Raw genomic sequence first — 14,769 nt, forward strand, 5'->3', positions numbered from 1 at the left:
GGCTCACTTCCAGAATTGCCACCACTTTTTGCCCGGAGACTGCCTTTCCGTTTGCTCGTCCGGCCCCCCACCGTGGTCCTCTCTGAAGTCCTTGTGCTGGACCAGCTGGACACCGCCACAGGCACCGCAGAAGGCGCTGAATGCGTCCATTCTTGCGCCAGCAGGAATATTCGGGAAGACTTTCGCGATCAGCTCGGAAGGCGCGTCGAACAGCTCGTCCAAGCCACACTTGCTACACGGGCCAATGATCCAGTCTGCGCGCTCTCGCAGGTACCGCTCGCGGGCCTGCAGCAAGTGCTCGCCGCCGGTCGGCGCAATGAACCGAACCTCTGCGCCTTCGCTGACGGTCTTCAACTGGTGCGGCTGGTTCAGGACCCGAGCGGTAAAGACATCGCCGTCGCATGCGGTAACCCGCACCCAGACAAGCTCCGGACGGCGATCGGTGAGCCGCGGTCCACCATCATGAACCAGGACTTGCAGATCGTCCGGGTGATCGACGAGGAAACGCCCCTCAAGCCTCGGATGCTGTCGCCAAGCTGCCGTCATGTCCCAGAACCTCTCATCCGTTGCACTCCTGCCAGCCGCGCCCTCCGTGCCCCTCATTCCACGAACACGCTCACCTCGACACCAGCCGCCTTCGCCAGCCCGACGAGGTGTCCCGACCCGCGGCTCTTGTCGACCGCCGGATGAAACACCAGCACCCGCACTACCCCGCTCGCCAGCATCCGCTCGTTGAGCCCCTTCCAGGCACCACGCTTGTACTTCGCATAGTCCGCCTTGTTCTTCGCCATCGGCTCCACGGAGAGCCCTAGATCGGCTGCGACGCGCCCGGCCAGGGCGTCCGCGCCCGGCGAGTCGCCGTGGATCACGGTCGCCCCCACAGGAAGCTTCGCCAGCTCGCGCCGGATCGCGTCCACTTTGGTCCACGCCACAGCGCCGGCGACGATCACACGCGTCATTCCACCATCCTACCCTCGAAGCGCGCGGAGCGGGAACATCAGGATGTACACACCCCCGCCTGGCCCTCCCGGCGCAGTGCCCGCCCGCCGAACCATCCCGCTCTGTGGGGCGACCGCCTCGCCAGGCGCCCTCGCGGCGAATTCCGCCCTATCATCTCAACGAGCATGGGATCGAGCAGTCCAACCCGCCTTGCCCACAGGCAGGCCGCGCGCGGGGTGAGCACGACGCCCCCTCCGGCCGAGAGCGTCTTGAAGGCGGCCACCCCGCTCCTCGCCGGCTCGCCTGCGCCGGGGGCGTCGGGCTCCGCGCCGCGCGCGCCGGTCGACGTCGATGCGGTCGACCTGCCCGCGTTCGGCCTCGCCGACGATGTGCTGCCGTTCAGCGGCGACGTGCACGCGCACCGCAAGCACCAGCTGCTCTACGCGAGCGCAGGCGTCCTGCACCTCGAGGTCGGCAGCGCCCACTGGATCCTGCCGCCGCAGCGCGCGGCGTTCATCGCGGCTCACGTCATGCACCGCGCGCACGCCGCGGGGCCCGTCGCGCTGCGGACGGTGTACCTGTCGCCGCGGCTCACCCAGGTGCCGCTGCCTTCCGGCGACCCGCAAGGCGAGGAGCGCGTCGACTGCCGCGTCTTCGCGGTGACACCGCTCGCGCGAGAGATGGTCCTCCACGCGATGCGCTGGGGGCCAGACCACGGCGGGCGCGACGCGACCGCCTCGCTCTTCTTCAAGACGCTCGGGGCGCTGTGCCGGGAGTGGGTCGCCGAGCCGCTCCCGTTCAAGCTGCCGGTGGCGCGCTCGCCCGAGCTCGCCCGCGCGATGCGGTTCGCGCGCGAGCACCTCGGCGAACACCCGACCCTCGACGACGCCGCGCGCGCGGCGCGCACCTCGACGCGCACGCTGTCACGGCGGTTCGTCGAGGAGGCGCAGACAACGTGGACCGAGTACCTGAGCACCGCCCGGATGCTGCACGCGATGGAGCTGCTGGCCGGAGGCGGCGCCCGCGTCACCGACGTCGCGGTCGCGGTCGGGTTCGACAGCCTGGGGGCGTTCACCCGCGCGTTCGCCGCCTTCACGGGCGAGCGGCCGAAGGACTACCGGGCTCGCGCACAAGCGAACGAAGCGCCCACGAGGTGAAGCGGCGCGGCGCGCGCGAGCGAACAGCGCGCCCGGGCGGCCGCGCCGGGGCCCTCACTTGCTCGCGATCGCGTTCACGAGCCCGTAGACGCCGTACTCGACCATGTAGGCGAGATCGTAGTCAGGGAACTCGGCGCTCGCGAGGGCCGCAATCTGCTTGTGGTGGCTCGACGCCTCGGCCCCCGAGAGCTCGCTCTTCTTCGCGCCGAGCGAGGCGACGTAGCGCTCGACGAGCGACTCCATCCCCGTGAGGTACGCCTTCTGCTCGTCCACCGCGGCGCGCACCGGGGCGGTCTGCCCCCGGCCGCCATAAACGGTGAGCCCGTCGAACTCCAGCAGCTCGTCGAGCGCCGCGCGCCACGAGGCGAGGTCCGGCGACGGCTTGCCGTTGCGGATGCCGCCCTCGAGCCACGCGTGCGCCTTGTGGTGCACGAGATCGCCGACGACGAGCGCCCTGGCCGAGGGGACGATCGCGACGGTCTGCGTCGTCGAGATGCCGGCGTGCTCGAGCTCGCGCAGCTCGACCGCGCCGGCCTGCAGCGGGAGCGAGTACGTGCCCTCGAACGTCACGTCGACGACGGCCTTCGGCGGGTACGTCTCCTCGGTGAACATGCCTGCGCCGATGAAGTACGCCTTCTTGTAGGCGTGGACCTCGTCGATCGCGCCCGCGGTGGCGCGGCTCGCGACGACCTTCGCGCCGATCTTCTGGAACTCGGAGGTGCCGTTGAACTTGTCCGGGTTCGGGTGCGTCACCACGACGTACGTGATCGGGCTCTGCGTCTCCCGGCGGATCTGCTCGATGGCGCTCCGGGCGTACGCTCCCGTGAACTGGGCGTCGAACACGACGACCTCGCGCCCGGTGTCGTAGTAATACGAGCGTGTATCAAAGCCGGCGGCGTCCGACGTGAACGCGGCGAGCCGCGCGGCCGGCGCGCCGGAGGGGCCCTCCGCGGGCACGCCCGGGCCCGCGGCCTCCGAGGCGCAGGCGGCGAGGGCGGTGAACGAGGCGACAGCGGCGGCGCGGATGAGCTTCGACATGGTGGGTTCCTCTCTCGATGGCATCGCGGGGCGTCCTGCCCCGGAGACGGGGGAGAAGATGCGAAGATCGGCGCTGGCGCGCTTCCTCCCAGAAGCCAATGTTTTGCTCGTACGCGCCAGCGGCGGGGGGCGTGGCCTGGATGCCTGGACGAATGGCGTCCCTGGGGGGCTCGCTAGGGCTCGATCGAACGGGTTCGGTGGGGCCAGGCTTCGCGTGCTATGCGGAACCAGGCCCGATGGACTAGACTGGGCTACCCAGCGCTCGTTGCCTGGCGAGGACGAAGGAATCATGGAGAAGCCGGATCTAAGCGCCAAGACTCCGGAAGAGCTCATCACGCTGTTCTCCGATCCTGCGGCTCGAGTCTTCGCCACGCACCGAATGGCAGAAATGGGCGCGCCGGCTCTTGTTGCCATCCGATCGGTCTTGGATGGCTCGGCGGTCAATCGTTTCGGGCATTCGTACCGGAGCTTCGGTGAGGTCTACCGATGCGCTCTGATCTCCGCCGGACTCATGGGAGCACAGGCCATCAGTTTAGAGCCTCTCCTGCGCGACGCCGCTCGCCATTCAACCGAAATTCTCTCGGCGGAAGCGATCCATGCCCTCCGACGCATCGGCTGGAACGACGACGAGACGGTATCCGTGCTCGCCGGAGCGCTCGATCGAGACGTGGACACGGCAGCCGAGGCCGTGATTGCGATCGAACACGCAGGAAAGGCCGATCATCCGGTGGTGGCGAACCAGCTGAGCTCATCTCCGCGCGCCAGGGAAATGATGGCCCGGTTTGGTCGCAAAATCGCCCATGTCTAACGAAATAGCGCCTTCGCGGCAGCCGACAGCCGCTCGCGAGCATAGGTGCCACATGACGAAGCCCCCATACGGCCTGGACGTCGAGGGGGGCCCTCTCCGAGCAGGAGAACGTTGATGGCAGATTCGCTCAACCCGTACCAGGAGTTTGCCGCTTGCCACCCGAAGTTGCGGGAAGCGGTGTCTGAGGTCGTCGCCTACTGGGAGCCCGATGCGGTCCCTATAACGGTCGGTTTCGGCCACATCGGTCGTACGCTTGTCCAACTTGAATCCGATCTCGATGACACCACGTTGGACAAGGTTTCGCGGCTCGTGGAGCATTCGCTGTCGGGAAGCGGCCCAGAGGCAGATGCGGTCGCGACAGGGCTCTTGGAGGCCATCTGCGCCCACAGCGTTGATGCCCCCGCCGCCGTTGCGCGCGTCGTCTCTCATCTGGGACCCGAGGCGCGCGCTTACATTCGGGCCTGGGATGCATTCACCGGAACGACAACTCCGGGCGCCACGTAATCGTGCTGGTGGCCATGAATGGCGGGCACCGCGCTGCGCCGCCAGCGTCACCGCTTCACGCCACGAGCTCGCCTGTCGGCGGCGGTCGTGGTAGCGCTGCTCCTCATGCCGAAGGCCGCGCGCACAGCGACGAAGAGCGGGACGCGCTCGCCGCAGGGGCGCCGTCGCGTCCGCGTCTACACGGCGTGGCATCCGGTGCTCGTTGCGCTCCTCGAGCACGTGCTGCCCGCAGGCTGGTATCAGTGCATCTCGGAGTTTCAGCTCGCGCGCGAGCCGCTCCGCGCCCCGCCTGACCCCGCGCTTCGTCGAGGCGCTGAGGTCCCTCGGCTGCGCGCTCACGCCGACGGGACCGGGCACGCACGAGGGTCGGCTCTGCGTCTTCCCGCTGCGGGTGGTGGAGACGGTGCCGGCGAACGCTCGCAAGGGCGACCATCTGCTGTACACTGTGACGCCTGGGATGGTCGCCGACCCCGGCGGGATCCCGGCGCTCTCCCCGGCGGAGATCGCGGTGTTCTGGGCGCTCCTGGAGCATGTCGAGCAGCTTCGACGTCCGCTCCCGGGGCAGAGGAAGCGGCACATGAAGGACGAAAAGCGGGTGGTCGAGAGCTTCGAGAAGGTCCTCGCGCGCCTCGTCGCGCGGGTGCCGCCCAAGCAGCGGCTCGCCGGCCTCGCCCCCGAGGAGCTACTCGCGGGGCTCGCCCCCGAGCAGCGGCTCGCGGGTCTCGCCCCCGAGCAGCGGCTCGCCGGCCTCGCCCCCGAGGAGCTACTCGCGGGGCTCGCCCCCGAGCAGCGGCTCGCTGGCCTCGCCCCCGAGCAGCGGCTCGCCGGGCTCACCGAGGCGCAGGCGGTGCTCGCCCTGCCGGACGCGGTGCTCCGCGCGTTGTCCACGGAGTACATCGCGACGCTGCCTCGCGAAACGCAGGCGGCGATCCAGAAGCGCCTCGCGGCGGCCTCGCGGCGACGGCCGGCGCGTCGGCGAAAGCCGCGCAGCCCTTCGAGATGACGCCTTGAACCCGACATCGGCGACGGCCGAGACGTGATTCGTTCTTTCCGACCGGGCGCCGAACGAGCCCATTCTGCTGACGGTTCACGGCGCCTCCGGACGCTCGGGCCTGCGCCCTCGAGATGGCGGCGTCACGCGATCAGCTCGCTTCCCGGCTCCGGGACCGCCGAGGTACCGTGCGCGCGCCGCCCTGGCCGCGTGGAGTCGATGCGGCCGGATCAACGGAGACCTGTGCCATGAGCGATAGAGACGCGCACAAGCAGTTCATCCTCGAAGGCGACCTGAAGGCCGTGATGTGGCGGCTCTCGTGGCCGGCCGTGCTGGCCATGGTCCTGTACGGGCTCAACTCGTTCCTGGACGCCGTGTTCGTCGGCCAGCTGATGAACGAGAGCGCCCTGGCCGGCGTGGGGATCGCCTATCCCCTGTCGCAGTTCACGCTGGGGCTGGGCAGCCTGATCGGGACCGGCGCCGGCACGGCGCTGAGCATCTACCTGGGCGCGGACGACCGGGGCAAGCTCCACGGCCTCCTGGGGAGCGTGAACGGGCTGTCGCTCCTCGTCAGCTTGCCGTACGCCGTGCTCGCCTATGCATTTGCAGAGCCGCTCGTGCGCGCGATGGGCGGCAGCGGGGAGATCCTTGCGCACGGCACCGCGTACTTCCAGGCGACGGCCCTCGGCTCGCTGTTCTGGGTGCACGGCCTCGCGGTGAACATGACCGTTCGCGGCGAAGGCAAGATGAAGACGGCGGCCTGGATGATCTCCCTCGGCTTGCTGGTGGACGTCGCCTTGAAGCCGCTGTTCATCCACACGTTCGGCTGGGGCGTGCAGGGCGCGGCCTGGGCCACCAACGCGGCCATGTTCGTCTACTCGGCCATCGGGCTCCTGTACTACGCGAGGGGCCGCGCCTCGTTCGACACCGCCTGGCGCACGATCCGCATCGACCCGGCGATCCGGCGACAGATCGTCTCCCTGGGCATGCCGGCGATGATCGTGTGCATCATGGGCGTCGTCCAGAACCTCGTGGTCTACGGGGCGGTGTCGACCTATGGCACGGAGCACGACGTCGCCTTCTTCGCCGCCTGCAACCGCATCTCCCTGTTCATGATGACGCCGCTGTTCGGCCTGATGCGGGCCTTGCAGCCCGTGGAGGGGATCAGCTACGGGGCGCGGCGCTACGGCAGGGTGAAGCAGGCCTTCAGCCACTTCTCGATCGCCGGGCTCGTGCTGCTCCTGCCGTTCTGGGTCTCGATGATGCTGGCCCCGGAGGCCGTCCTCGGCTCCATGCTGCCGGGGTTCGACTTCGCCGCGCAGCAGCTGCTCGACTTCCGGATCTCCGTCCTCGCCCTGCCCGTCATGCCGTGGGTCTTCATGGCGCTCGTGTTCTTCCCCTCCGTGGAGCGGGCGAAGCTCGCGAGCGCGCTCGCCCTGCTGAGGCAGCTCGTGTTCTATCTCCCCCTGATGTGGCTCTTGCCCAAGATCGCCGGGGTGAGCGGGGTGTTCTGGGCGAACGCCGCGATCGACATCGCGATCTTCGTGCTCGTGGTCCTCCTGGTCGGCCGGGAGTTCCGGAGGCTCGACGGGCGCGGCGCCGAGGCCAGCGCCCCGCTGCGCGAGGCGACCGCCGGGTGAGCCGCGCCCGCGCGCCGGACGCGCGGCCTCGCGGCGCTACGGCGACGGGTCGGACACGCGGCCCACGAACAGGATCGCGCTCGTCGCGTTGTCCCGGATGAAGAAGAAGAACGGGCGATCGAAGCGGATGGCGGCGGGCTCGGGCGGCCCGCTCTCGTCGAGGGCCACCGCGGTCGCCGCCGCGGCCTCCGTGCCCGCCTCGTTCACGGAGACGAACGCCTTGTGGATCACGGCGGAGATGGAAAGGCTCCGCTGCCCGTCGATCCCCGAGAAATCCGCGGCACCGAAGGCGGCGCTCATCCCCAGATCCATGAGGGGCGGGATGAGGTCGAACGTCGACTCCACCTTGAATTTCGGCAGCCCGATGGTGACGTTCCGCGGCTCCAGCGAGCCCAGGACGCCGTCGAGGCGCGCGCCGTCGAGGCCGTCCTCGAACGCCTCGATGTCGGACGGCAGCACGAGCACCATCGAAAGCTCGTCGCCGTCATAGGGCATCTCGAGCGCCGCGTAGCCGTCGCCCTCGCCGTAGCGGACCTCCGACGTGCCGGCCATCATCGACACGGAGATCGTGGAGCCGTCCGCCAGCGTGAAGTCGCCAATGTCCGTCGCCTCCTCCTTGAAGGGGAACTTCCACGCCGCGTTGAAATAGATGGCGTTCGTCAGCACGAGCCGGGTCGCGCCGCTGATGGAACCTTCCGGCAGGAGGTCCTTGATCCGGTCCTCGGTGCGCTCAGCCACCCATCCGTTGATGATCTCCCGGGCCTCGGTCGTCTGGCCGAAGTCGACGAGGTTCATCCCGGCCCCGTAGTTCTCCGCGAGCACGTCGAGGAACGCGGGCAGGAATGGATAGCCGGCCTGCCCCCAGAGCGCGTTGGCGATGTTGAGCCGGAACCCCTCGCCGTCCTGCCCCTCGGCGACCTCGCCGCGGCTCTCGAGCGCCAGATCCAGCGCGTTGAACGCCGGATGCAGCCGCTCCTGGGGCAGCGTGAAGCGCAGCGCGCTCGCCATCTCCGTCTCCGTCTCGGTGCGCGCGCCCGCGTACGTCATCGCCAGCGCGCTCGACACGCTGTGCGGCGAATAGAAGACGTTGCCCGGCGCGGCGCCGAGCTTCCCGTAGAGGTCGAGCGCAAACGCCGTGTTGCCGTCGGCGAGCGCCTCGCGATCGGCGTCGGGCACCGAGGGGGCGAGGATCCGCTGCTTCTCGGAGGTGAGGACGCACCCCGGCGTCTCCGGATCGCTGCACCCGGACGGCAGGGGCAACAGGTCGGGCACGGTGCTCTCGGAGGAGCAGCCGGCGACGACCACGGACAGGGGTATGAGGACTGAAGAAATTTGGTGATAACGCATGCGCCCCGGCGCAGCAGCGCTTGTGCCAGGGGCCCCGATGTCATCGAACCCCGCGGAGACGGTCGCTCTCGCGGCGGTGACTCACGCCGGTGCAGCGCCCGCGATCGCAGGGACAGGGCTGGCCCACTGTGGCGCAGGACTTTTTTGTCTTGACTCAACCCCGGATCCAGGGCATCGACGTATGAATAATGAAAATCATTTTCATTATTCATACGTCGCGCGGAGGCTCTGCGGGTGTCGGTGGCGGGCGCTGACGAGCCCGGGCGAGCGCACGGCGGCACGGGCGGGCTTTCGCCGTGAGGCCCGCGGCGACGGCCCTTTCGCTGCTGCTCGCGACCTCCGGCGCGCAGCGCGGCGCCCGCGGCGAGGACGCCCGGGCGGGCGAGCCCGATACGGCCGGCGTCACCGTGGTCGTCACCGGCACGAGGACGCCGGAGAGCGCGCAGCGCTCGGCCGTGAAGACGGACGTCGTCGGGCGCGACGAGATCGAGCGGCGCGGGGCGGCCGACGTGGCGGAGGCGCTCGCCACGCAGCCTGGCGTGCAGGTCAACCCGGGGGCGTACGGGCACCTCGGGTACGTCGGCGCGATCCAGGTGCAGGGGTTCGACCGCGATCGCGTCCTCATCCTCGAGGACGGCGAGCCGGTGATCGGCGACATCGGCGGCGCCATCGACCTCTCGGCCATCTCCACGGCCGACGTCGAGCGGATCGAGATCGTGACCGGCCCGACGAGCGCGCTCTACGGGTCCCGCGCGATCGGCGGGGTCGTCAACATCCTCACGGCGCCTCCCCGGCTCCTGGGGCCGAGCGCACGCGCGCGGGTCGAGGGGCGCAGCCCGCTCGGCCTCTCCCTCCAGGGCAGCGCGGCCTACCGCGGAGAGTCCGCCTGGGCGGGCGCGGACGCGAGCTTCACCCAGGGCGACGCGGTGACGCTCGCCCCGGGCGTCCCCGACACCCGCATTCCAGCGACATCCCGGAGCGCGATCGGAGCGCGCGCCGGGGCCACGCTCGCCGGGCGGATCGACGTCCGCGCCCGCGCCCGGTGGGTGCGCGATCGCCTGGATGGCGTCCTGTCCCGGCCCGATCCGCTCCGCGGGCGGTACCTGCTCGACGAGCCCGCGCGGACCGACAGGCTCGCGCTCCACCTGCTGGAGACGATCGATCTCGGCGGCGGGTCGAGCCTGCGGCTCACCCTGGGCCGGCAGTGGGTGGACAACGCCACGGCCGCCATCCAGCGCGGCTCGCGGATCGGCGCCCGGCACGCGCGGCGCGCCCGCATGCAGAGCGCAGAGGTGGTGGCCGCGCTCGCGGACGGCCCGCGCACCTGGGTGCTCGGGGCGCGCGCCGAGGCCGGGAGCTTCGAGCAGACGTCGACAGAGACGGAGAGCCTGAGCACCGGCGTCGTGATGCGGCCCGCGACCGAGGTCGCGCCGCAAACGCTCGGGAGCGCGGCGCTCTACGGGCAGCTCCAGTGGAAGCTCGGCCCGACGCTCACGGTGCTCCCCGGCGTCCGCGCCGAGGCGGACGTGCGCTCCGGGCAGGCGATCGTGCCGCGCCTCGCGGCGTCGTTCCGCCCCTTCGAGGCGCTCCAGCTGCGCGCCTCGGTGGGCCGCGGGTTCCGCGCGCCCACGGCCAAGGAGCTCGGCTTCGTCTTCGATCACTCGGCGTACGGCTACCGCGTCCTCGGGAATGAGGACCTGGCGCCCGAGACGTCGTGGGGCGTGAACGCCGACGTCACCTACCGCCCCTCGGCCGAGGCGACGCTGCGCGCGGGCGCATTCATGAACTGGGTCGACAACCTCATCGATCTCGACGTGGCGCGCGGCAGCTCGTCCGGCGCGACGGTCGACTATCGTTATGAGAACTTCGGCGAGGCGCGGACGTTCGGCGCGCAGGCCTCGGGGTCTGTGCGCCTCGGCGAGCGCGTGAGCGGCCAGGTCGCCTACGACTACCTCTGGACGCGCAACGACGTCATCGACGCGCCGCTCGGCGGCAGGCCGCCGCACGTGGTGACCGCCTCGCTCCGGGCGATCCTGCCCTGGGAGGTCGAGGCCTGTCTCCGCGCTCAAGTCGCGTCCGACGCGTTCGTCGACGCGGACACCCGATCACCGGCCCACGAGACCGTCGATCTGCGGATCGCGCGCGAGGTCTGGTCGGGCTCTCAGGCGTACGTGGGGGTCAGGAACCTGCTTGATTCACATCAGGAGCCGGGGGTCGTCGGCGATCTCAGGCCGCCGCTGGGGCGGGTCGTCTACGCGGGGCTCCGCGCCGACTGGCCCCTGGAAGAGGAGGAGTGATGCGCATCTTCATGAGCGTCTCGTTGGTCTCGTCGCTGCTCATCGGCTGCAGCGACTCGGCGGGTGATCCGTCGAGCGGTCCATCCGGTGGGCAAGGTCCAGAAGGAGACCCGTTTGCGTCCGGGACCGCGCTGGAGATCCCCGTCCCCGCGTCCGGGCGCGTCTTCGTGAAGCTCGGGACGCCCGCGATCGCGGAGCCGGCGGGCGACCCGAAGGCCTCGCTCGACTGGGACCTCGCGTTCGAGGGGTTCGACGTCTTCACGAACAGCGGCCCGTCCGGGGGCGGCAGCGCCGGGGTCATCGGCCCCTTCGACGTGGCCACCTTCGCCTCGGACGAGGCCCCGGCCGTCCCCTTCCTCTCGGCCGACAAGGCCGGAGGCGCCTTCCTCGACTGGTACGCTTACGACGACGCGACGCACACGCTCTTCAGCCGGTACCACGTCTACGGGATCCAGGACGGAGAGCGCCTCTGGAAGGTGCAGATCATGAGCTATTACGGCGAGCGGGACGGCGCGACCGTGGGTGGGCTCTACCAGATCCGGGTCGCGGAGATCACCGGCGACAGCGCAGGGGAAGTGACCGAGATCGCGGGCATCGACGGGACCGCCGGCGGCCGGGAGGCGCCTCCGGGGGAGCCGAGCGAGTGCGTCGACCTCGGGACCGGCGAGAAGACGACGTTATCGGCCGAGGAGGCGAGCGCGTCGGAGGCGTGGCACCTCTGCTTCCGCCGCGACGCCATCAGCGTGAACGGCGGGCTCGGCGGCCCGCGCGGCGTGGGCGCTGTCGATCTCGATGTCGCTCGGACTGCCGAGGAGACGACCGAGGAGGTCTCCGCGAAGACCGCGGAGGGCGAGCTCCCGCGGTTCCAGGGCGTGTCGGCCGAGGCGTTCTCCGAGCAGGAGTTCCTGGGCGATCGCGTGGTGAGCGGGTTCGGCGGCGCGTGGCTCGATCGCACGAAGTCGCCCGTCGCGCCCGCGAGCGCCGCCTGGCTCGCCGCCGACGCGGGCGGCCAGGCGAGGTATTTCCTTGGCTTCAGCGAGCTCAAGGGCGCGACCGCCACATCGCCAGGGACCGTCGTCCTTCACGTCAAGGCGGTCGCGGAGTGACGTCGATCCTCCTGTGAGGTGACGGCGCGCCCCTCACTGCTCGAGGTAGAGGGCCACCTCCGCTGTCCGCCCCTTGGCGTGGGCGATCAGCGTCGCGAGGCCGTTGTCGAAGTCCTCGGGCGTCGCGAGGTGGGTGTGCCCCTCGATCTCGCCCTCCGGCCCGACGACGTACGGCGCGATCAGGTCGTGCGCCGCCTTGAACCACGCCTCTGTAGCGGCCGCCTCGTACTCCTCGGCGGCGGCCTGCGCCACGTAGCCGCGGTAGACCTCGAGATAGACCGGATCGTCGAGCAGGTAGCGGACGAGCGGCCATTGCTCGGTCACGTCGGCCATCGAGAGGGGCAGCGCCGTCAGCCCGATGGTCACGCCCGCGTCGGCGTCCGAGAACGCGAAGGTGTGATCCCAGGGGATCCACGTGAACTGCCCGCCCTTGTTCGGGTCCGCGTAGAGATAATAGTTGTGCGGCAGGCGGCCGTACACGTCCCAGTCCTCGACCACCGCGTTCAGCGCGAACCAGTGCAGGAAGCCGTCGACGTCGAGGCGCGCCTCGAGCCCCGCGCGCCAGGCGGCGGCGTCGGTCCTGTCGGCGTGCAGCGCGTCGAACAGCGCCCGCGCATCCGAGAGATCGGTATCGTCCTCGTTGTTCTCCTTGACGATGGTGTCGGGGTCCCACGTCTCCCACCGCGCGCCCGTGCCATCGGGCTTGTAGAGGTTGCCCTTGTTGCCACCGAAATGGGTGTCGAGGAACGACTCGTCCGACGGGAGCTCGATGCCGGTGTACAGCCCGAAATAGACGGGCCCTTCCCCGTGATCGATGAAGACCCGGTAGAACGCGGTCGCGGGCGCAGGGATCCCCGCCTTGGCGAAGATGTCGGTGCCGATCTTCTCGCGCAGGAGCGAGGGATCCAGGTACCCGCTCGCGAACGACATCGAGTCGAACCCGTAGAAGCGCTGATTCTTGGTCTCGGGATACTCGTCCTCGTATCGGTCGAAGTTGAGGCGCAGCGGCAGCTTCCAGTTGCCCGCGTTCCAGGGCAGGAGCAGGCTCGAGTTGCCCTTGAAGCGGATGCCGACGTGCTTCCACTGCCGATCCTCGGTGGCGACGTCGCACTCGGCGTAAACAGGCGTGCGCGGGAGCAGCTCGACGCTGCTGATGAGCCCCGGATCGCCGCCCCCAGGGCCGGGCGGCATGCAGGTGAGCTCGCCCTCGACGTCGGTGCACGCTCCCTCGGTGGCGGTCCCGAAGATATCGATCGTGCAGCTGGCGTCCGCCGCCAGCCCCTCGCAGGCGGCGATCCAGTCCGGCGGCGGCACGAATTCCCCGGGCTCCTGCGGGATCGGCTGGCAGGTCAGGCCGCCGGGGAGCTCCGTGCACGCTCCCTCGGTGGCGGCCCCGAAGAGGTCTATCGTGCAGGCGTCGCCGGCCACGAGACCATCGCAGGCCGTGACCCACTCCGGAGGCGGTGCGAATGGACCGGCCTGCGAGCCGAACTCGCCGGCCATGTCCGTCATGTCGTCGACCATCTGCTGCCACTGGTCGGGCCCGATGGTGATGTCGATGCGGGGAACCCGGTCCTGCGGGAACGCGGCGGCGTAATCCGGCGGCTCCGTGGGGATACCGCCCGCCTCGCCGTCGCCGCCCGCGCCGTCGCCGCCCGCGCCGTCGCCGCCCGCGCCGTCGCCGCCCGCGCCCTGCCCTCCGGTGCTGCTGCTCACGCCGGCGCCCGTCCCGGTCGCGCCGGGGTCGTCGGACGAGCCGCAGCCCACGAGAGGCGCGGCCGCCAACGTGGCGAAAGGCAACAGGCAACGAAGAATTCTTAAGGTCATCGATCGCTCCTCAGCTCGCGTTTCGGGGCAATCTTATGTCAATTCTGCATCGATTGCGTGACGAAACCTCGCGCCAGAAGCGTGCGGCATGCCGTCATCGGCCGGATCGACGCACGGCGCAGGGCTGGGACGTGGTGGAACTTTTCACATCAATCGGAGAGGATTTTTCCATTGATGATGCAGTGGAGATTTCCACATGGAAGGAGGGCGGCGCAGGCGCGCCGCGCGTCCTCCCGCGACGATCGCGCAGGCCTCTCCGCTCCCCGAGGAGAGCAAGGTAGGCCGACATCGACGCGGGAGAGCAGCGGGAGCTATCGAGTCGACGCCGCGGGGGGACGCGGCACATCAGGCCCCCCGCGGCGCGCGTTCACGAGGGCGCGCCGCACTTGCCGGGCGACGCGACCGAGACGCCTGCCGCGTTCGCGAAGCATGCATTGCTGTACGTCTTGCCGTCGCAGCCGCAAACGGGATTGTACTGCTGGGTGCACGCCGCCGGGATGGGCGCGCAGACGCCCGTCTGATCGCCCGCGCCGCACTGCGCCTTGATGTCGTAGTCACAGAAGAAGCCGCGCTCGCACGCGATCCCGGCGAGGCCGCCGCAGACGCCGCCCTGTGGCCCGCGGCCTCCCCTCACCTCACTCGACTCGGAGACGATCGATTCGGGCGCATCGTCGGCCACCTCCACCTGACAGCCCGCGGCGAGCGGGGCCATGGCGAGCGCGAGCCAGACGACGGATGCGATGCGACTTCCCTTGAACCAAGCCTGAACGTTCATGATGTTTCCTCCAATGTCGCCTCGCCGCTCCCGGCAAAGCGATGTTCGTGCGCGAGCCCCTCCCCTGGAGAGAAAGGGCGCCTTGCGCCGGGCGCGAGCGCGGCGCGTGATCCCTGTCATCCCCCTGCCGATCGGTCGGCGAGCGCGAGAGTCCACTCGACGCGACCGACCTGCGATGAGACCTCGAGCCGACGGTCGCAGCGCCGCGGGGGCACGGTCCCCTTGGCAGGAGTCGGGCCACGCGTCGGGCGGCGGTTTCCACGGCGTGCGCGCCCGGCTGCGGCGTCAGAGGCCGCCCGGATCGGGCGAAAGCTGCGCAATATGAGCTAGGGCTTGCGCA

General features: G+C 70.2%; 13 protein-coding genes. 7 read left to right on the top strand and 6 right to left on the bottom strand.

Going from position 1 to position 14,769, the window contains the following annotated elements:
- Nucleotides 1–3 precede the first annotated feature (3 nt).
- Together WME79_RS23090 and WME79_RS23095 are read right to left on the bottom strand one after the other, a co-directional pair.
- Complete coding sequence (locus WME79_RS23090) at nucleotides 4–546, bottom strand: hypothetical protein (protein WP_437539017.1); 543 nt, start codon at nucleotides 544–546, stop codon at nucleotides 4–6.
- A 53-nt stretch (nucleotides 547–599) separates the two neighbouring features.
- Complete coding sequence (locus tag WME79_RS23095; RefSeq protein ID WP_437539019.1) at nucleotides 600–959, bottom strand: SLOG family protein; 360 nt, start codon at nucleotides 957–959, stop codon at nucleotides 600–602.
- Nucleotides 960–1,175: 216 nt separating this feature from the next.
- Here WME79_RS23095 and WME79_RS23100 point away from each other — a divergent pair, with 216 nt between their 5' ends.
- Nucleotides 1,176–2,096, top strand: a complete 921-nt coding sequence (locus WME79_RS23100; protein WP_437539021.1) for a helix-turn-helix domain-containing protein — start codon at nucleotides 1,176–1,178, stop codon at nucleotides 2,094–2,096.
- Nucleotides 2,097–2,150: 54 nt separating this feature from the next.
- On the opposite strand, the gene WME79_RS23105 is transcribed toward WME79_RS23100, so the two are convergent.
- Complete coding sequence (locus WME79_RS23105; RefSeq protein WP_437539023.1) at nucleotides 2,151–3,134, bottom strand: MBL fold metallo-hydrolase; 984 nt, start codon at nucleotides 3,132–3,134, stop codon at nucleotides 2,151–2,153.
- Nucleotides 3,135–3,423: 289 nt separating this feature from the next.
- Here WME79_RS23105 and WME79_RS23110 point away from each other — a divergent pair, with 289 nt between their 5' ends.
- From WME79_RS23110 to WME79_RS23125, 4 genes are all read left to right on the top strand, one after another.
- On the top strand, nucleotides 3,424–3,942 hold the full coding sequence (locus WME79_RS23110) for a hypothetical protein (protein WP_437539025.1): 519 nt from the start codon (nucleotides 3,424–3,426) through the stop codon (nucleotides 3,940–3,942).
- A gap of 114 nt (nucleotides 3,943–4,056) precedes the next feature.
- On the top strand, nucleotides 4,057–4,446 hold the full coding sequence (locus WME79_RS23115) for a hypothetical protein (protein WP_437539027.1): 390 nt from the start codon (nucleotides 4,057–4,059) through the stop codon (nucleotides 4,444–4,446).
- 403 nt (nucleotides 4,447–4,849) lie between these two features.
- Nucleotides 4,850–5,449 carry a hypothetical protein gene (locus WME79_RS23120; protein WP_437539029.1) on the top strand — a complete coding sequence of 200 codons (600 nt, stop codon included), beginning with the start codon at nucleotides 4,850–4,852 and terminating at the stop codon, nucleotides 5,447–5,449.
- Nucleotides 5,450–5,685: 236 nt separating this feature from the next.
- Nucleotides 5,686–7,077 (top strand): MATE family efflux transporter, encoded by a 1,392-nt coding sequence (locus tag WME79_RS23125; RefSeq protein WP_437539031.1) that lies wholly within the window; start codon nucleotides 5,686–5,688, stop codon nucleotides 7,075–7,077.
- Nucleotides 7,078–7,113: 36 nt separating this feature from the next.
- Here WME79_RS23125 and WME79_RS23130 read toward each other — a convergent pair whose 3' ends face one another.
- A complete protein-coding gene (locus WME79_RS23130; protein WP_437539033.1) occupies nucleotides 7,114–8,349 on the bottom strand; it encodes a serpin family protein in 1,236 nt (411 codons plus the stop codon).
- A 371-nt stretch (nucleotides 8,350–8,720) separates the two neighbouring features.
- On the opposite strand from WME79_RS23130, the gene WME79_RS23135 reads away from it, so the two are divergent.
- On the top strand, nucleotides 8,721–10,721 hold the full coding sequence (locus WME79_RS23135) for a TonB-dependent receptor plug domain-containing protein (RefSeq protein ID WP_437539035.1): 2,001 nt from the start codon (nucleotides 8,721–8,723) through the stop codon (nucleotides 10,719–10,721).
- A gap of 11 nt (nucleotides 10,722–10,732) precedes the next feature.
- Entirely contained in the window at nucleotides 10,733–11,827 is a 1,095-nt protein-coding gene (locus WME79_RS23140; RefSeq protein ID WP_437539037.1) for an HmuY family protein, read from the top strand.
- 33 nt (nucleotides 11,828–11,860) lie between these two features.
- On the opposite strand, the gene WME79_RS23145 is transcribed toward WME79_RS23140, so the two are convergent.
- Together WME79_RS23145 and WME79_RS23150 are read right to left on the bottom strand one after the other, a co-directional pair.
- Nucleotides 11,861–13,654, bottom strand: a complete 1,794-nt coding sequence (locus tag WME79_RS23145) for a CotH kinase family protein (protein WP_437539038.1) — start codon at nucleotides 13,652–13,654, stop codon at nucleotides 11,861–11,863.
- 367 nt (nucleotides 13,655–14,021) lie between these two features.
- Nucleotides 14,022–14,429, bottom strand: coding sequence for a Kazal-type serine protease inhibitor family protein (locus WME79_RS23150; protein WP_437539040.1), 408 nt, complete (start codon nucleotides 14,427–14,429; stop codon nucleotides 14,022–14,024).
- Nucleotides 14,430–14,769 lie beyond the last annotated feature (340 nt).

It is taken from the genome of Sorangium sp. So ce726 (assembly GCF_051521405.1).
GTDB lineage: Bacteria > Myxococcota_A > Polyangia > Polyangiales > Polyangiaceae > Sorangium.